The sequence below is a fragment of the Rhizobium sp. AC27/96 genome (assembly GCF_001692325.1).
Lineage (GTDB): Bacteria > Pseudomonadota > Alphaproteobacteria > Rhizobiales > Rhizobiaceae > Rhizobium.
In genome coordinates this window covers 1-17,257 of the sequence record NZ_LXKN01000038.1, presented here as the reverse complement: position 1 = coordinate 17,257, position 17,257 = coordinate 1, and the positions used below count along the sequence as shown (strand labels likewise).

Genomic DNA, 17,257 nt, shown 5'->3' with positions numbered 1-17,257 from the left:
TTGTCTCAGATTTCGAATCAAAACTGTTACGCTGCCGGGCGGGGCACGGTTCAAATCTCAGGTGATTTGCCGCGAACACTCGCTTACCCCGGTACAGGAAGACAAACTGATCAAATTTTGGCTGCTTTCGAACGCCGGCAGCGATCCGAACAGAACTTTACATCGCCCCAGTTTTTTGCCCACTTTCGTCGCCAAGCGAAAGGCAACCCGCAGGCGAGACAGATTTTCATCGGCAGATCGGATTTCTTGACCATCTTCGGCACGTCGAAGCGCTCCTTGGTGGGTTTCTCGGAGGGATCAAACGCGCTGTCGATCACCGAGCTTTTCCAAAAACGCTGCTGCGCTTCGGCGGTAATCGTGCTTTTTGTCGTCATCCATCCGCCGCCAGGTGGAAAAGACCTGCGCGAGACGATGGTTCTTTGACAGCGCCGCTGCGTTACGATCCATGAAGTCCCAATAAAGCGCGTTGAAAGGACAGGCGTCATCGCCGGTTTTTTGGGAGACCTTGTATCGGCAGCCGTCGCAGTAATCAGACATCCGGGAAATGTATGCACCACTGGCCGCATATGGCTTGGATGCCATGAAGCCACCATCGGCGTACTGGCTCATGCCGATGACGTTGGGTAACTCGACCCATTCGAAGGCGTCCGCATAAACGGAGAGATACCATTCATGCACCTCATAGGGGTTGAGCCCCGCGAGCATCGAAAAGTTTCCGACCACCATCAGGCGCTGGATATGATGGGCGTAAGCATTGGTAATAGTCTTTTTGATCACATCCGAAACACAGGCCATGTCGGTGTCGCCGGTCCAGAAGAAGTCTGGGAGCGGTCGCTCAGCCCCGAAAACGTTGCTCTTTTCGTAACCGGGCATCTTCGACCAGTAGATACCGCGGATAAACTCGCGCCAGCCGATGATCTGCCGAATAAAACCTTCCACGGCGTTGAGTGGGGCGTCGCCCTCGATATAGGCTTGCTCCGCCTGACGGCAAAGTGTCAGAGGATCGAGCAGACCGATATTGATGTAGAACGATAAGAGCGCGTGATTGAGAAAGGGATCGCCGCTCAACATCGCATCCTGTGTTTCACCAAAATTCGGCAAAAAATCTTTAACGAACGCCTGCGCCGCCTCTTCGGCATCGGCGCGCGTTACTGCAAATGAAAAATTTGCGGTCGAGCCCATGTTTTTCGGAAAAGTTCTCGCAACGAGCTCAAGCACCTCTGTGGTCGTATTATCTGGGGCGAAGGCTGGATGCCGAAGCCGAAGAAGCTCGGGTCTCGCGGGCTTGCGGTTTTCGGCGTCGAAATTCCATCGTCCGCCCTCTGGGTCGTTCCCGTTCATAAGAAGTCCGGTCCGGCGGCGCATGTCCCTGTAGAAATATTCCATGGTCAGGGACCGCCGGTCACGTGCCCAATCCTGGAAATCGGCCTTCGAACAGAGGAAGCGGCCATCTGCTCGCATTTCGACCGGAACACCGAGCAATCCCTGCCATTTTCCCATCGCCTCGAGAACCCGCCACTCGGCGGCCTCGGTGGCTATGATCCGTTCAGGCAGCATAATCTTAGCAGCTCGCATGACCTCGCCGGTGAATGAACCGGAATTCTCAGGGTCGTCGAGCTTGGTGTAGCGGACATCGAAACCTCGATCGCGGAGTTCTGCCGCGAAGTGGCGCATCGCGGAGAAGATCAGCGCGATCTTCAGTTTATGATGATGAACGTATGACGCTTCTTCCAAGACTTCGCACATCACGATGACGTCGTGGTTCGGGTCAGCGCCATCGAGACTAGACAGTGAGAGCGATAGCTGGTCGCCGAGCACGAAGATCAGGTTGCGAACACGTTTCAACGAAGCCTCCTGCAAAGTCCCATCAGATCCTGGTCATCACCAAAGCAACTGTGAAGCGCGCTACCAAACGATTGAGCTTCCGTCATAGGCGAAGAACCCGCCAGTATTCGCCGGCTGGAGCCCGTCGAGCACTTGCAGGACTGATCGCGCGGCGTCGTCCGGCTTCGACCTTTCGTGGTTTGAGGAAAATGGATCCGACAGGGAGGTGGCAACACTACCTGGATGTATGGCGACGACCACCGATGCGGGATTTGCCCTGGACACTTCGATCGCGGCCGTATGGACGATCTGGTTAAGCGCAGCCTTGGAGGATCGATACGAGATCCAGCCGCCGAGCTGATTGTCGCCGATCGATCCAACGCGCGCCGAAAGGAAAGCGAAGATCACCCGCTTCTTTCTGTCGAGCAATGGAACGAAATACTTTAGTAGCAATGCCGGTCCAATGGCATTGACGGCGAACTGGTTCATCATCGCGTTTTGTGAGATTTGGCGGATCGACTTCTCCGGCCCGACACCGTCTATGGTGAGAGCACCCGTCGCGCAGACAATGAAGTCGAACGACATTGCTTGAAAGCAATCGGCTGCACGACGGACGGATTCCTCGTCAGTGATGTCAAGCTGATCATCACGGCGCGAAAGCTGAACCGTGTTTGAACAATTGGGATCGGCTTCCAAGCAATCGGCGATCGCATGGCCGATGCCGCCACTGGCCCCGATCACCAGGGCCGAGTATCCGGGGTCTAACGATGTCAGCAGCTTACCCGCCATTTAACGTACTCCCTGCAGATCGGATGGATCCAGCTCGGACAATCAGCCGCGAGCCAGCATCATGAAGCGCGACTGATCCTGTGCAGAGCCTTCAAATTGGCCCATGAATGTCGTCGTTATCGTTTTGGCACCCTGCTTTTGAATGCCGCGCATCGCCATGCACATATGCTCTGCTTCAATCATGACGGCCACGCCTTTTGGTCGCAGGCTCTCGTCGAGAGCTTTCGCGATCTGCGACGTCATTGTTTCCTGCGTCTGCAACCGTCGAGCAAAAAGGTCGACCAGCCTCGCCATTTTGGAAAGTCCCAGCACGCCGTCTTCCGGGAAATAGGCGATGTGGGCAACACCATGGAACGGCACCATATGATGCTCACAATGCGAGTGAAATGCGATATCCTTGACGATTACCATGTCGCTGTAACCGGCGACATCTGAGAACGTTCTTGCCAGGACGTCTTCGGGCGCTGCGTCATAGCCGGCGAAAAGTTCCCGATACGCTTTGGCGACGCGCTTCGGGGTGTCGAGGAGGCCCTCTCGGGTCGGATCGTCCCCAGCCCAGCGGATCAACGTCCGCACGGCGGCCTCCGCTTCTTCCTGGGTAGGTGTGTCCGCGGCCGCTAGAAACTCGGTATCGTTGACGATTGCGTCCATCAGAAATGTCCTTTGTTTCCACAACAGCGTTGCTACGACGCTACCCATCGGTCGGATCAAATTTCCGGGCAGATTAGGTTCCAATTTTGATCTGTTTCGCCATGACGTCGTAAGCACGATGTTAGCGTGGAGCAGAGATATGGCGCGAAGGATCGTGATCGTTGGAAACGGCTCATTTTCGCGAGGGCAAGCGCGGGCAATCGATAACAGTGATCTTGTCGTTCGCTTCAATGGCTGCCGCTCGGTCGGCGAGGGCGGCCTTCGAACCGATATCGTCTCGGTCTGCAACACAGGTCGTCCCGCTGCAGCGATGATCGGTGAAGCCACATGGCGCAACAGCCCAGCCGTAATGAGTGCTGCCGAGATCTGGTGCGTTCGCGAGGCATCGAAGTTTGCCGAAATCAAACCGGCGCTCGCGATACAGTATCCCGAGCTCGGCGACTTCTGTGACGATTATACGGAAAGCTTTGCAAGCTTTGCCACCAACACCGGCAAAAGCTTTGCGGTGATTCCTCGCCGATATCATGATCTCTTGGATTTGGAGCTGCGAGGGCTCATGCCGGGCGCCTACGTTGTGCCGAGCTCTGGGTTAATCACGATCGCCTATGTGATTGGAGAGGTTGCAGCGCCTGGCGATCAGGTTTTACTCGCTGGGTTCTCGCATCAGGGATGGGATGGGCATCCGTTCGACGCCGAGCGCGGCTTCGTCGATCGGCTGATCGCGCAAGAGCAATTGCGGAGGCTGTGAAGCCGGACGTTTGCGGAGCAACGGTCAGCAGATACAATGACTAGGGGCAGCAGCAGAAATGGGAGGAGTGAATCGAATGGCGGAACGGCCGCGAGTTGGGGTTATAGGGGCGGGTATCGCGGGACTGACTGTTGCCAGGTCACTGCAGACAATCGCAGACGTGATCGTTTTCGAAAAAGGCAGAGGCTTCGGCGGTCGGATGGCGACACGCAGAATTGACGGGGTCTCGTTCGATCACGGGGCACAATATTTCACGGTACGAGATCAGGATTTTCGTAAGGAGATGGATCAGGCTTGCGGCGTGGGTTTGGTCAAGCCGTGGACGGGCGATGTGGTATCGTTGAGCGTAGGTGGTCCGGCGCGACACGTGGTTCCAAGCATGACGAGGTATGTTGCCGTTCCTTCTATGACCGCGTTGCCGAAAGCGATGGCCGAGGGCCTCGACATCCGTCTTGCCAGCCGGGTGGCAGAGATCGGCGGAGAGCCCGGTCGGTGGCTTATACACTCCGGCGAACTTGTGGAGGGGCCGTTCGACTGGATCGTTGCGACTGCGCCAGCGCCACAAAGTGCGGTGCTCTTGCCCGCCAGCTTTTCCCACCATGAAACCTTACGCGAGGTTGGCATGCACGCATGTTTCACGCTGATGATTAAGCGAAATTCTCGCGTTCGAGAGCCCTTCGCCGCCGCTCATGTGTCGGATCCAGTTATCGGATGGATAGCCTATAACGACTCAAAACCGGCCCGTACAAAGCCCGCTTCTCTTGTTGTTAATTCCAATGGCGTCTGGGCCGATGCCAACGTCGACGTGCCTTTTGATGCGGTTCGCAAACAAATGATTGAGGCTTCTAAGCGCCACATCCCGATTGAAGCATCGGAAGCTGAAAGTGCGGTTCTTCATAGGTGGCGTTACGCGGACGTTCACAATCCCGCTCGCCAGTCGTTCCTGTTGGACCGGGATACCCAGCTCGCGGCCTGCGGCGATTGGTGCATCGCCGGGCGCGTCGAGGCGGCGTACGTTAGCGGGTTGGCGCTGGCGGATGCCCTTAACGGCATAGTGGGTCAGTAGGATGGGCAAAAGGCACCGTCGCTTGGCGATCGTCTTGACGTATTTGGGAACGATGCCGTTTTGGCTGCTGATACTCGTTTCAATTTTCGCGCCGCAGTTCGAAGCGCAGAGTGCATTCATCGCTTATGGAGCAATTATCGCCTCGTTCATGGCGGGAACGCTTTGGCGTAGCGCACTCAACGTTCGGGGGAAAATCTTTATTTCCCTGTCCAGCAACGTTTTGGCATTGGTCGCATTTGCGACGCTTCTCACCGGTTCCATCACACTCGGCCTTATAGCTCAGATGATTTTGTTTGGTGTTCTCCTCGTCGTTGACGCCCAGACGATCGCCGCAAACAGTGACCTGCGGTGGTACCTGAAGGTTCGCGAAAGGGTGACGTTAGCTGTTGTTATCGCTTACTGCTTGATGACGCTTGTTTCGGTCCTATAAGCGGAGCGAAACTCGATTGAGGCTGGATGGGTTGCCCGAGGCAGTCAGACTCCGCATTGTTATATTCGAAGACACGCAACATCGCGCCGTTAGCGGGGCATATTTAGCACCAGCTTTGAAGATCTGTCTTGCAGCTCATCAGATGAGCCAAAGAAAGGCTGCATTGATAGAGATGCAAGCTGTGGACGGATCATATCACAAGTTGTTGCGCTCTCTGGACCTTCCCAAACTCACAGGTTTGTTAGTCAGAAACTATCGCTGCGCGGGGAACTCTAGCTGACGCACGTCGTAACCCAACTCGCTCGCCTTTTGGACCATGCGTTGAAGTTTGCTCTTCGAAGGTACGGATCGCGCGTAGATCCAGAGGTCGGTCATCGAGGGGTTGGCGCTGATGAACCAGGATTTATCCGGGGACTTGTACAACACCCAGTAATTGAATGTGATGAACCAGGGATAACGGACGCGCATTTTGGCGTTGGTCGTTTCAAAATCAGTGACGGTGCCGATACCTTTGACGGTCTTCAAGCGGCCTTTTGGCGTATCAACCCTGCAACCATCCTCGACGAGGATCTCGCTACGCGACGGTCCCTGACGATATGTCGAATAGCCAGCAACACAGCCGTCGGTCAGATACATCGGTCTTCGGGCGATTTCCAGCCATGTGCCGCGGTAATGGTCTGGTTCGACCTTCACGACATCGGGTTCGGCCCTTGCGAGGCACGTTGCCGACGCAACGACGGCGAGAGCGAGAAGTAGCGGCCGTATGCTATGGATATGATTTTTCATCGAGATCTCCTGGATCGTTAATTTGTAGTTGAGTTCCTGATGTCGCTTATCGGCGCCAAATCCCCGCGTATCGTAGCCCAATGAAGGTCATCAGGCTCGCGACTGCGAACGAATTGAGACTGAATAACGTAGACAAATCGCCGTCGCTCCATACGTGCAACGGCGCACCAGTGAGCGATCGCGAAGCGACAAAAACGGCGAAAACGAAGGCAGCTATGCCTCGCTGCCACCATTTCTCATCGGGATGAAATGAAATCGCCGCCAGCATGATGCAGGCCCCAAAAAACAATTCTGTGCCGGAGTTCTGGCCGAACAGCTTCGTCTCGAACCATGTATCCAGTGTTCCAATTAGAGGTAGCGCGATTCTAGCAGCTAGCGGCGAACGCGTCGCAAGAACAGGGATCACCAGCATGAGCGGGGCGGCTGCCAAGGTCCAAAGTGACGCAGACACACCATTGCCAACGAGATACCAGACATAGAGCGGATAGAAGGGTTTGTTTGCAATGATCACCCAGGCGATCGTGACCGTCGCCTGTGTCAGGGGATCTAGGCGTTGGTCGATAGCGTTCATCTGGTCGGCGCCATCAAATAGTGTCCGACACCCCAGACGTCGCCGCTATCGTGACCGAACAGCCCCGCGGTGGAAAGAAAAAACAGCCGCCAACGGCGCTGCCACAGGGCAGCGTCAGCTCCGTACACCTCGTTTAAAATCGGGCGGATTTTCTCGACATTCCGATCGAAATTGGCGAGCCAGTCGAGCGCGGTCCTGCGATAATGCATGCCAGACCAACGCCATTCCGCTTCTACCCGGAAGAGATAGCCGAACCTATGTGGCAGATCATGAGCCGGCATGATTCCGCCTGTGAAGAAATGCTGTGCAATCCAGTCTGCAGGATCGCCGCGGTCGAAGCGGTAGGATCTGTTCTTGTGAGTGAAGACGTGGAGGAAGAGCTTGCCGTCCGGCTTGGTCCAGCCGCGAATACGATGGAGTAGGGCGTTCCAGTTCGACATATGCTCGAACATCTCCACTGAAACCACGCGATCGAACCGCTCGTCGGTCTCAAACTCGTTCATATCGGCAGTGATAACGTCGAGATTGCTGATGCCATGCATGTTTGCGACGCTGAGAATATGCGAGCGCTGCGACGCCGAATTGGATACTGAGAGAATACGAGCCTTCGGAAATTTCAGTGCAAGGTGGAGCGAAAGCGAACCCCAGCCGCAACCAAGCTCAAGGATTTCCATGCCATCTTCGATTTCAGCATGTTTAACGGTCTCCGCGAGCGCGAGCGCCTCCGCTTCGGCAAGTGAGGTCGTGGCGTCGGGATAAAGACAACAGGAATACTTCCGCTGCGGACCGAGGACTTGCGCGAAAAACTCTGCCGGTACCTCGTAATGCTGACGGTTGGCTTCTACCGTATGAGTGGCGACGGGAAAGCGATCCATCTCATCCACGAAAGCCTGTTCAGCCTCATTGGTTGTCGACAAAAGCCGTCGTTTCATCCTGCTGCAAAGTAAATCTATCGCTGCGAGGGATATCCCGTCTGGTATGGGGGTGCGTTCAGCGGTGTTGATGGCAAAAGCCAGCATGTTCATGGAGCGTCTCCGCGGGGAATGGACGAGGGTTTGCGGCGCGGGCCGGGGAAGAAGGCGTTGACGCGCTGCTGTTGGGCACGAAACCTAGCGCCGCGCGTTCGCAGCATATAATCTTCAAGGGGCGGAATACCGGAGACGTGAACAAGCAGCCAATACATCATGGCCGGAGCCAACAGCGATAACCAGCTCCATATCGACCCAGATAGCGCAAAGAGGGGAAGGCAGCACCAGAACAGCCATTCGAAGAAATAATTTGGATGGCGGGAGTAGCGCCATAGACCCAGCTCGCAAACGCCTGTTCTGGCGCCGGGGGACTTCCTAAAGCGAGCCAATTGGGCATCCGAAGCCGCCTCGCCCCCCAAGGCAATAAAGCCAACCCCGATGGCAATGAAATCCAGAGTGCGAAGGAGATTTTCGCCATTGGCTGCTGCCAGATAGACGGCCAAGACAAGAACGAAAGCGGCAATCGCCTGCACTTGCAAGAACACGAAGAGCCGCCATGGCGCGCTATCGCCCCACTCCTCGATAAATTTCGCGTAGCGGGGGTCCTCTTTCGCACCTCTGGTGCGCGCGCCAATATGGCTGGCGAGCCTGAGCGACCAGAGTGCCACGAACATCAGCACCATTATGCGACGACTGGTATTACCATCGGCGAAGATTGCCGCCGCGATGCCGCCGGCCCCCACAGCCAGAGACCAAATCGTGTCAATCCAGCCGCTGAGGCCGGTCGTGCGCTGTATCACCCACGCGCCAGCCATCGCCACAGAGAGCCCAATCGCGATGATCACTAGAGGATTGATGTCCATCATATTCCCGAGAACGATTTGCTTCCGAGCGCCTCTACGCCGGTTGCGGCAACTCGGTTTGCGGACCGCAATCAAAAAATGCGAAAAAATCTGCGCGTGAGAGAACCGCTGCGAAGCACGTCCGTAAAGACTGGCAATTCTTCAATTTGTAGAGAGAGGATATTTATGGCATTTGGAGATCGCGGCAACGGTTCGCGCCGTCTCAAGGTTGGGATTATCGGCAGCGGCATTTCAGGTCTTTCCGCCGCCTGGCTTTTGGCAAAACATCATGACGTGACCATATTCGAGGCTGCGGATCGGATTGGTGGGCACAGCAATACAGTGAAGTTTACGGCCGAGAGCGGCGAGGTTGCGGTCGATACCGGCTTCATCGTCTACAACGAAGTGACCTATCCCAATCTCACGGCGCTGTTCGACACCCTGGACGTCTCAACAGCAGCCTCCGATATGTCATTCGCTGTATCGCTCAACGAGGGGCAATTTGAATACTCCGGTGGCACAGGACTTGGCCTGTTCGCCCAATGGTCAAACGTCGCCAGTCCCCGCTTTTGGTCGATGATACGCGATCTCCTGCGCTTCTATCGCAGCGCGCCGCGGGATCTCCCAGTGATGGGCGGCATTTCTCTCAACGACTATCTTTCTCGCAATGGGTACGGACGCGCGTTTCGCGAGGACCACCTTTATCCCATGGCGGCGGCCATCTGGTCGACGCCCGCCATGGAGGTCGGCGCCTACCCTGCCGCCAGCTTTGTCAAATTCTGCTGCAACCACGGACTTCTTGCTCTTTGGAATCGACCAACGTGGCGCACGGTAAGGGGCGGCAGTCGGGAATACGTAGCGCGGATGACCGCAGGTTTCGCTGACCGCGTACGGCTCTCGACACCAGTCCAGCAAATCCGCCGTCTTAGCGACCACGTCCAAGTCCGCGACGTATTCGGCAAACAATATCTGTTCGATGACGTTGTCGTTGCGACGCATTCGGACCAGGCGCTTCGCATGTTGGCCGACCCCAGCGAAGAGGAGCGCAGGATCCTCGGAAGCTTTCGCTACTCGCGGAACGAGGCCATTCTCCATGGCGATACCACCTTCATGCCAAGGCGCCGTGCAGCCTGGTCAAGCTGGAACTACGTCGCCGATGGGAGAGGTTCGCACCAGCAGGATCAGCCAAAGCCATCGATCACCTACTGGATGAACAAGCTGCAGCCGCTGGGCGCCGCGCCGCCGACCTTCGTTACGCTCAATCCGAACCGTCCACCACGCGCCGAGACGATCATCACCACCGAGACCTACGAGCATCCGGTTTTCGATCTCGCGACGGAGAGAGCTCAGCGCGAAATCTGGTCGCTTCAGGGCGCACGCAAGACATGGTTTTGCGGCGCGCATTTCGGCTCCGGTTTCCATGAGGATGGCATTCAGGCGGGGCTCGCCGTCGCTGAAGATCTCGGAGGCGTGCGACGCCCATGGAAAGTCAGCCATGAAAGTGGGCGCATCGCTCGCATGCCAGCGACGCGGTCGCTCGACCGAATGGCTGCTGAGCAGGAGGTGCTCGCATGAGGATCACAAGCCGGCGGTCGTGTCCCAATCATTCGGGCTGTTCGGTCTCTTGCCGTTCAAACGTAAATCGCGGCGAGGGTGTATCCCATGGCGCAATTTGACGAAGCGGCGGCCAGCCTACCGATTGCATGTGAGGCTAAGGAGCCGAGGGTCGGTATTGGCGGTCTTGTATTTCGACGCATGATGAGGGGCATCCGGTACGGCCAGCTTACGGTCGTCCTGCCGAACGGGAAGGCCGTAATAAAGACCGGGACTGAGGACGGACCCGATGCGACGATTATCATTGACAGATGGCGCGCGCTTCGCAGGCTAGTGGTTTCGGGCGATCTTGGCGCGGCAGAAGGATACATTGAGGGCGACTGGACCACGCCGGATCTGACGGCGCTTATAAGATTGGCGGCCATTAATGCGGATCTACTGGCGTCAGCTCTTTCCGGGACCCCGGTAGCAAGACTGGCCGGCCGGCTGCGTCATATCCTGAATGCCAACACCCGGCGCGGAAGCCGCCGCAATATCGAGGCGCATTACGATCTCGGCAACGAGTTCTATGAGCAATGGCTTGATGGCTCGATGCTCTATTCCTCGGCCGTATTCGAAAGTTCCACGCAGACACTAGAATCGGCGCAGCGAAATCGGCTCCAGATCATCCGCGACAAGCTGGACGTCTCGGACGGGCAACGCGTTCTTGAGGTCGGCTGCGGCTGGGGCGCTCTGGCGCTCGACCTCGTGAACCACTCCAATGCTCACGTGCTGGGTATAACCCTGTCGCCTTCGCAGCTCGAGTGGGCGAACCGCGCCGTAGAGTTGGCGGGTAAAGCAAGTCATGTTGAATTGCGGCTGCGAGACTACCGGGATGTTGACGGTCAGTTTGATCGAATTGTTTCCATCGAGATGTTCGAAGCGGTTGGTGAAGCCTATTGGCCGGATTACTTCGCGATGATCAAGCGGTGCATGGCATCAGGCGGGCGAACCTTGCTGCAGGTCATCTCGATCGAAGAGGCCCGGTTCGATGCCTACCGCGGCAGCACCGATTTCATTCAAAGGTACATCTTTCCGGGCGGATTTCTGCCGTCCGATGCGGCGCTTCGACGGGCTGTCGCGGAGGCAGGGCTCAAGCTGACCGACGTCGAGCACTTCGGCAAATCCTATGCTCGTACCCTCCGCGAATGGCGCACGCGGTTCCACGCGAATTGGCCGGCCATTGCGGACCTCGGCTTCGACGAGACGTTCAGGCGGATGTGGCACTTTTATCTTTGTTACTGCGAGGCAGGGTTTGAGGAGGAGATTATCAATGTCGGACTTTATACGATCGAGCATGCCTGAAACGGCGCACCAAGGCAGGAACAGAACGAAATCATTTGCCTGGGCAATTCCCGTTATTCTCATTGGAGCGGCATTCCCTGCTGAAGCCTCCGATATAAACGGCAACTGGGCCCGCGGAGACGGGAATGCGCGTGTGCGGATTGCGCCTTGCGGCGCCGATATATGCGCGGTCAACACTTGGATAAGGCCTGGCACGCCGAAGGAGAAGGAAGGCGACAAACTGGTTATGTCCATCAAGGAAGACAGCGAGGGAAGCTACTTCGGCACCGCTTTCGATCCTCAACGCGACCTGAGCTACAAGCTGACCGTTAAAGTCGACGGCGATAGAATGACCACGAAAGGCTGCGTCATTGCTGGTTTGATCTGCAAGGGCGTGGACTGGACGCGCATAAACTGAGCTTGGAAATCCATCTGGGAGCCCCGTATGAAAACTTACCTGACCGCATATACCGCAACGCTGATCGCCTTCGTCGCAATCGATTTCGTATGGCTGAGCACCATGGCCGACCGTCTTTATCGACCGACGTTGGGCGACATGCTTGCGCCACAGTTCCGGCTGGCGCCGGCAGTGGCATTCTACCTCGTCTACGCCGCCGGGCTGACCTTCCTCGCTGTCAGGACGGGTTTGACGTCAGGATCGATGACGACAGCAGTCATCTACGGCGCTGCCGTCGGCTTCATGGCTTATGCCACCTATGACCTGACCAACCAGTCCACCCTGAAGAACTGGTCAACTGTCTTGACTGTTGCCGACCTTATCTGGGGAACGGTCTTATCGGCGGCAGCATCAGGCGTCGGGTTTTGGGTCACTCAGCGGATCTTTGGCGCTGTGACGCGCCTCTAAACTCCGCACTCTACGTACGCGGGCAGGCGCGATCGAAGTCCAAGCAGATACTTCGAAGCAAATTTAATAGCCATTTTTTGATCCAGCAGCCAGTTCACGCGTAGGTTACACCATGAATATGCAGATGCCGCTTCGAACCGGAGTACTTCGACCCACATGCGCTGACGCGAAAGTGTGGCCGTCGACGTCAGGCGGGGCGCGAAAGGTCGGAAAGTTGGAGGAAGAGACCCTTAGCTTAGATGCCGAGCGGATTAGGGCGCTGATGTCGGCTGTGGCAGAGTCACGCGATATCGTGGCGTTCGAACTCCTATACAGGCACTTCTATCCGCGCGTACGCTCTTACATGATCAAGATGACGAGAGGAAACCGGATACTGGCAGAGGAGCTGGCGCAGGAGACTATGATGCGCGTCTGGCACAAGACGGCGCTTTTCGATCCGTCCAAGGCCCAGGCGTCAACCTGGATATTCACGATCGCCAGAAATCAGATGATAGACTCTGTTCGAAGAGCGATAAAGCCTGACTTCGATCCAAACGATCCGGCGTTCGTCCCGGATGAGTTCGAGGCTGCTGACGTGTTGATCGAGCGACAGCAAAGCGCTGCAGCGCTTAGGCGGGCGATGACGACTTTGAAGGGCAGATATGCGGAAGTGCTGCGCATGTCGTTCTTCGAAGGTCTCACACATTCGACGATCGCAGAAAAACTAAACCTCCCAATTGGAACGGTGAAATCAAGGATACGACTTGCATGCGAGAAACTGCGTACAGCGCTTCAGGACGAAGCCAAATGATCGAACATCATCTGGACGACGACATGCTCCAGCAATATGCGGCCGGTACCCTGGCTGAAGGCTGGAGCGTTGCTGTGGCGACCCATCTTGCTCTGTGCCCGGCATGTAGATCGAAGCTGTCGATCTTCGAAAGCATTGGGGGTTATTTTATCGAGAGTGAAACTGTTGATGAAGCCGACCTCTCGCAAAGCTGGGATAGCCTCAAGGCAAAGATCGATGCGGGCCAGATCGACAAGGTTGTGCCAATCAAAAAACGGTTTGTTTCTGATCAGACATACCCGGAACCGTTGAGGACCTACATCGACGCAGCCGGCGGTCTAAGGTGGCGCCAGCTCGGGCGCGGCGCTGCCCAAATGATGATACCGACCGCCGACGAAACGACAACAGTGCGACTGCTCAAGATTCCTGCCGGTCAGCCTGTCCCGGAGCATTCTCACCGGGGCGTGGAATTAACGCTGGTGCTTGACGGGAGCTTTAGCGACGAGGTTTCGACATTTTCGCGAGGTGATGTCGAGATGGCAGACGACAGCTTGATGCATCAACCAAAGGCTGATGCGGGCAAAGACTGCATTTGTCTTGCCGTTACCGAGGCGCCGCTACGATTCAAGAGCAGGTTTTTGCGGTTGATACAGCCAATCCTCGGAATTTAACGGTCAGTATCATCGATCGAGCAATCGCAGGCCTGCCCACAACCTATAATACAGATCATTTTGCACGATCTTTCTTGGATTTTTTGAACCGGAGCGGCCGTCATTCGTAGAATCCCCTACCGAGCCAAGAGGCCGGCATTGAGAGGAGATGATCATGAAAAAGTTTCTGGTAGTTTCGGCAGTCGCGTTGGCCAGCATGATGACAGGCAGCTTGGCTGCGTATGCCGCAAACCCTAAGGTCGGTGGAGCGGCGATGTTCGAAGACAAGAACATCGTCGAAAACGCTGTTAATTCGAAGGATCACACGACGCTCGTCGCTGCCGTCAAGGCTGCGGGCCTGGTGTCCACGCTTGAAGGGAAGGGGCCGTTTACCGTGTTTGCTCCGACCAACGAAGCCTTTGATGCGCTTCCGAAAGGGACCGTCGAGACGCTTCTCAAGCCTGAAAACAAGGACAAGCTCGTCAAAATTCTGACGTGCCACGTGGTCGCCGCTGATGCCATGGCCAGCACCGTCGCGAAGATGATCAAGGATGATGGCGGCGAACATGACATCAAGACCGTCGGCGGCTGTGTTTTGAAGGCCAAGGACAACAAGGGCAAGATTACGCTCACCGACGAGGCGGGAGGGACGGCGACCGTGACGATCGCTGACGTCAAGCAGTCGAACGGCGTGATCCACGTCGTCGATAAGGTTCTACTTCCCAAGATGTGATCGGAAGCGCCGGGCCGAGTTATCGGCCCGGCCTTTTTCACTATCTAAATACCTTATTTACTCGTTTAGGTATTGGGCGCGTTCGAACGCCATCCAAGTTTGATGCATAGATGTTCACCGGCGGCAACACCACTACGGGCACTTTCAAATGGCCCTTCCAATATGGTGGTTTTACCACGGAAAATCACGATAACGGTCTTTGAGACCGGATCGTAAAACACGCTCATTCCGTCTTCGTAGCTCATCGATGACCTCCTTCAAAGAAGGGCCGGCGGAGGGGCCGCCGGCCCCCGCGGATCCGATGCCGATCCGCGTCAGCTCCTGGGGTAGGGAGCCGGTTCCATCGCTGTAGGGCTGTGCAATGGAACCACCTTATTACGGAATGCTCGAACCCTGGATCAAAGCTGAAAGAGATTAATGGGGTCAGCGTCATCCCCTCGGCGGACCGCGGGAAAGCAGTCGCTGCAAAGTCCGGCGATGCAGTCTAAGAAGCCGCGCCGTCATAGAAATGTTATTCCCGGTTTCAGCAAACACGCTGTTGATGTGTTCCCAGCGGACCTGTTCTGCGGACTTTAGGCATGGCGTCTCGGTTTCGCCCTGTTGAGAGTAAATTCCAAGCACCTCCAAGATCTCATCCACGTCAGCGGGTTTGCTTAAGAATTCGGTCGCACCAAGTTTCACCGCGGATACAACAGCGCGGACGTGGCCGTATCCAGTAAGCACAAGCGACTTGGTGTTGGGCGATACTTCCTTGCAAAGCTTCACGAGTTCAAGACCGCTGTCGTCACCGATGCGCAGATCAGTTATCAGTATATCGAGGCAACCGCGATTGATTACGGCGCCCGCTCTCTCGATTGTTGTGCAGATTTCGACATTCAAACCACGATCTTGTAGGGCCTTGCCAAGTCGATGCGCGAAAACGTGGTCGTCGTCTACCAAGAGTGCGTTCAGACTTGTCAGTTCCGTAGTTTCAACATGTAATATAGGCCGATCGGGTGTTCTTACCATTGCCTCCTCCTAAGGACGCCCTTGGGGCTGCAGCCGACAGATATACGTTCACGATGTACGACGATTTTTTCGTTCAGATCAAAACAGTAGGTTTTGAGAGGCCTCATCGGCATTCGCGCTGTCTTGCGACCAGCTCGTGAGGCTATTCGTCAAGCCAGGATGCGAGGGCTTTTTGGGGGGCTGCGAAAGAACGTGGCGTTGCTGCGTGGTGATCAACGTCACGTTAGAAACTGGGTAGCGATGCGAGTTGTTGATTTGCGCTGAGAGCTGACCCGGGACTGGAGTGAACCCCTCGGGCTGGACCAGCGAGGCGCTTCAAACTAAGCCGCCTGCTGGGCGAGTTGGGTTTCAAATTCTGCTGGCGATCGATAGCCAAGGGCCGAGTGCAGCCGCTTGGCATTGTAGACTTCTTCGATGAACCTGGGCAATCGCGCGGCGACGTCTGCAAAGGTTTCGTAGCCGGCGGGATAGATGTCCTCGACTTTCAGGGTCTTCATGAAGCTTTCTGCCTGCGCATTGTGATAAGGGTTGCCGACGGCACTCATGGAACCCTGTAGACCTGCCGCATCTAGCGCTCGTCGATAGGTCTCGCTCGCGTATTGGCACCCGCGGTCCGTATGATGAATGCAGCCGGGAGGAGGCTTTCGGTTCTCCATCGCTGAATGCAACGCTGCCAATGCCAGCGGCGTATCCAGGCGTTTTGACAGGCCATAACCCACGACTCTCCGGCTGCAAGCATCGAGAATGACAGCCAAATAGCAGAACCCGACGGCGATGCGGATGTAGGTGAAGTCAGCCACCCAGACCATGTCTGGCCGTGCCGGGATCACATTGCGATAGAGGTTCGGGTAGATCGGCGAATCGTGGTTGCTATCTGTCGTGCGAACATACCGCTTGCGAGGCTTGATCCCCAGGGCCATTGGCCCGCATGACGCGAGCGACACGCTTGTGATTGACCAGATGGCCTCGCCGCTGAAGCTCGTGCGTTACGCGTCGATATCCGTAGCAGGGCAGCTCGTCCTGGATCTCCTCGATGATGGCGACGAGTTCCGCATCCCCCAGGTTCAACGCTCTCGCAGTTGATCGGTAATAATAGCTGCTTCTCGGGAGATCGATCATTTTGCACCCCCGTCGGACAGAGCAGGCCGAGGACCGGTGACGATGGAGGAGCTCCCGCTGTCGCCCGCGATCGGCTGGCGCGGTGTTTTTTACCCAGGTCCAGCTCCATGGTGAGCTGGCCGACCTTGCGTTCGAGCGCCGCAATGTGGGCCTCGTACTCAGCAATGACGCTGGCTTCAGCCTCCTCATCGTTCAGTTCGCCGCGATCGAACTGCGTCAGCCATAGCTGTATGAGGTTTGCTGAAACGCTATATGTCCGCTGTGCGTCGCGCCGTCCGATGACGCCGTTTCGGATATCCTGGCAAAGCTGCAACTTGAACGGCGTCGAATGCCGTCGATATGGTCCTCGGGACTTCATGAGCCTTCTCCGATTGAGGCCCGCAGAGTGTATCGGTTCTTCCGTGTCCCGTGGTCCAGCCCGAGGGGTTCATTCCAGACTGCGGGAAAATATCACTGAGAATTGGCTCTGACTCACATTTGCTGCTGTTGAGGATGATGCTTCTGCTGGTTCATCGGAGGATCAGCTATGCAGCAACGATTTCAACGGGCGAGCCTCGCTCC

At 56.4% G+C, this 17,257-nt stretch carries 22 protein-coding genes; 10 read left to right on the top strand and 12 right to left on the bottom strand.

The genetic code is table 11. The features are described from left to right. Positions 1–110 precede the first annotated feature (110 nt). The 4 genes from A6U86_RS24880 to folE are packed head-to-tail and all read right to left on the bottom strand — an operon-like array spanning position 111 to position 3,264. Positions 111–317, bottom strand: a complete 207-nt coding sequence (locus A6U86_RS24880) for a DUF2256 domain-containing protein (RefSeq protein ID WP_047636776.1) — start codon at positions 315–317, stop codon at positions 111–113. Then, the gene (locus A6U86_RS24875) at positions 298–1,845 is read right to left on the bottom strand and encodes a cryptochrome/photolyase family protein (RefSeq protein ID WP_047636775.1); all 1,548 of its coding nucleotides are present in this window, start codon (positions 1,843–1,845) and stop codon (positions 298–300) included. The genes A6U86_RS24880 and A6U86_RS24875 overlap by 20 nt, the downstream gene beginning before the upstream one ends. A gap of 60 nt (positions 1,846–1,905) precedes the next feature. After that, positions 1,906–2,613, bottom strand: coding sequence for an SDR family NAD(P)-dependent oxidoreductase (locus A6U86_RS24870; RefSeq protein ID WP_120296845.1), 708 nt, complete (start codon positions 2,611–2,613; stop codon positions 1,906–1,908). 42 nt (positions 2,614–2,655) lie between these two features. Beyond that, on the bottom strand, positions 2,656–3,264 hold the full coding sequence (folE, locus tag A6U86_RS24865) for a GTP cyclohydrolase I FolE (RefSeq protein ID WP_047636791.1): 609 nt from the start codon (positions 3,262–3,264) through the stop codon (positions 2,656–2,658). Here folE and A6U86_RS24860 point away from each other — a divergent pair. Genes A6U86_RS24860 through A6U86_RS24850 form a run of 3 tightly spaced genes read left to right on the top strand, consistent with a single transcriptional unit; the run spans position 3,248 to position 5,508 of the window. After that, entirely contained in the window at positions 3,248–4,012 is a 765-nt protein-coding gene (locus A6U86_RS24860) for a Urease operon accessory protein (RefSeq protein WP_343287081.1), read from the top strand. The genes folE and A6U86_RS24860 overlap by 17 nt on opposite strands. A 58-nt stretch (positions 4,013–4,070) precedes the next feature. Then, a complete protein-coding gene (locus tag A6U86_RS24855) occupies positions 4,071–5,078 on the top strand; it encodes an NAD(P)/FAD-dependent oxidoreductase (RefSeq protein WP_077472895.1) in 1,008 nt (335 codons plus the stop codon). 22 nt (positions 5,079–5,100) lie between these two features. Beyond that, positions 5,101–5,508, top strand: a complete 408-nt coding sequence (locus A6U86_RS24850) for a DUF3429 domain-containing protein (RefSeq protein ID WP_158008782.1) — start codon at positions 5,101–5,103, stop codon at positions 5,506–5,508. A 252-nt stretch (positions 5,509–5,760) separates the two neighbouring features. On the opposite strand, the gene A6U86_RS24845 is transcribed toward A6U86_RS24850, so the two are convergent. From A6U86_RS24845 to A6U86_RS24830, 4 genes are read right to left on the bottom strand one after another with little or no spacing between them, the layout of a single operon-like run. After that, the gene (locus A6U86_RS24845; protein ID WP_120296843.1) at positions 5,761–6,294 is read right to left on the bottom strand and encodes a lipocalin family protein; all 534 of its coding nucleotides are present in this window, start codon (positions 6,292–6,294) and stop codon (positions 5,761–5,763) included. Between the two features lie 46 nt (positions 6,295–6,340). Then, a complete protein-coding gene (locus A6U86_RS24840) occupies positions 6,341–6,865 on the bottom strand; it encodes a hypothetical protein (RefSeq protein ID WP_047636768.1) in 525 nt (174 codons plus the stop codon). Next, a complete protein-coding gene (locus tag A6U86_RS24835; RefSeq protein WP_047636767.1) occupies positions 6,862–7,890 on the bottom strand; it encodes a cyclopropane-fatty-acyl-phospholipid synthase family protein in 1,029 nt (342 codons plus the stop codon). Before A6U86_RS24835 ends, A6U86_RS24840 begins: the two co-directional genes overlap by 4 nt. After that, the gene (locus tag A6U86_RS24830) at positions 7,887–8,699 is read right to left on the bottom strand and encodes a DUF1295 domain-containing protein (RefSeq protein WP_047636765.1); all 813 of its coding nucleotides are present in this window, start codon (positions 8,697–8,699) and stop codon (positions 7,887–7,889) included. Before A6U86_RS24830 ends, A6U86_RS24835 begins: the two co-directional genes overlap by 4 nt. A gap of 162 nt (positions 8,700–8,861) precedes the next feature. Between A6U86_RS24830 and A6U86_RS24825 the strand changes: the two genes are divergently transcribed. The 7 genes from A6U86_RS24825 to A6U86_RS24795 all read left to right on the top strand — a co-directional run bounded on the left by A6U86_RS24825 (position 8,862) and on the right by A6U86_RS24795 (position 14,569). Then, positions 8,862–10,250, top strand: coding sequence for an NAD(P)/FAD-dependent oxidoreductase (locus A6U86_RS24825; protein ID WP_047636764.1), 1,389 nt, complete (start codon positions 8,862–8,864; stop codon positions 10,248–10,250). An 87-nt stretch (positions 10,251–10,337) separates the two neighbouring features. After that, entirely contained in the window at positions 10,338–11,573 is a 1,236-nt protein-coding gene (locus A6U86_RS24820; RefSeq protein ID WP_047636762.1) for a cyclopropane-fatty-acyl-phospholipid synthase family protein, read from the top strand. Further along, positions 11,542–11,970: a DUF2147 domain-containing protein gene (locus A6U86_RS24815; RefSeq protein ID WP_244510089.1), complete on the top strand. Its 429-nt coding sequence runs from the start codon at positions 11,542–11,544 to the stop codon at positions 11,968–11,970. Before A6U86_RS24820 ends, A6U86_RS24815 begins: the two co-directional genes overlap by 32 nt. Before the next feature lie 27 nt (positions 11,971–11,997). Next, positions 11,998–12,417 carry a DUF2177 family protein gene (locus A6U86_RS24810; protein ID WP_047636761.1) on the top strand — a complete coding sequence of 140 codons (420 nt, stop codon included), beginning with the start codon at positions 11,998–12,000 and terminating at the stop codon, positions 12,415–12,417. A 112-nt stretch (positions 12,418–12,529) separates the two neighbouring features. Beyond that, positions 12,530–13,207 (top strand): sigma-70 family RNA polymerase sigma factor, encoded by a 678-nt coding sequence (locus A6U86_RS24805; RefSeq protein ID WP_343287080.1) that lies wholly within the window; start codon positions 12,530–12,532, stop codon positions 13,205–13,207. Then, positions 13,204–13,857: a ChrR family anti-sigma-E factor gene (locus A6U86_RS24800; RefSeq protein WP_047636760.1), complete on the top strand. Its 654-nt coding sequence runs from the start codon at positions 13,204–13,206 to the stop codon at positions 13,855–13,857. The genes A6U86_RS24805 and A6U86_RS24800 overlap by 4 nt, the downstream gene beginning before the upstream one ends. Before the next feature lie 196 nt (positions 13,858–14,053). Then, on the top strand, positions 14,054–14,569 hold the full coding sequence (locus A6U86_RS24795) for a fasciclin domain-containing protein (RefSeq protein WP_244510093.1): 516 nt from the start codon (positions 14,054–14,056) through the stop codon (positions 14,567–14,569). A 65-nt stretch (positions 14,570–14,634) separates the two neighbouring features. Here A6U86_RS24795 and A6U86_RS34915 read toward each other — a convergent pair whose 3' ends face one another. The 4 genes from A6U86_RS34915 to A6U86_RS36175 all read right to left on the bottom strand — a co-directional run bounded on the left by A6U86_RS34915 (position 14,635) and on the right by A6U86_RS36175 (position 16,696). After that, positions 14,635–14,814: a hypothetical protein gene (locus A6U86_RS34915; RefSeq protein ID WP_077472893.1), complete on the bottom strand. Its 180-nt coding sequence runs from the start codon at positions 14,812–14,814 to the stop codon at positions 14,635–14,637. Positions 14,815–14,998: 184 nt separating this feature from the next. Then, on the bottom strand, positions 14,999–15,577 hold the full coding sequence (locus tag A6U86_RS24790; RefSeq protein ID WP_068396621.1) for a response regulator transcription factor: 579 nt from the start codon (positions 15,575–15,577) through the stop codon (positions 14,999–15,001). Positions 15,578–15,897: 320 nt separating this feature from the next. After that, positions 15,898–16,497, bottom strand: coding sequence for an IS3 family transposase (locus A6U86_RS24785; protein ID WP_047637296.1), 600 nt, complete (start codon positions 16,495–16,497; stop codon positions 15,898–15,900). After that, entirely contained in the window at positions 16,448–16,696 is a 249-nt protein-coding gene (locus A6U86_RS36175; RefSeq protein WP_120296841.1) for an IS3 family transposase, read from the bottom strand. Before A6U86_RS36175 ends, A6U86_RS24785 begins: the two co-directional genes overlap by 50 nt. Positions 16,697–17,257 lie beyond the last annotated feature (561 nt).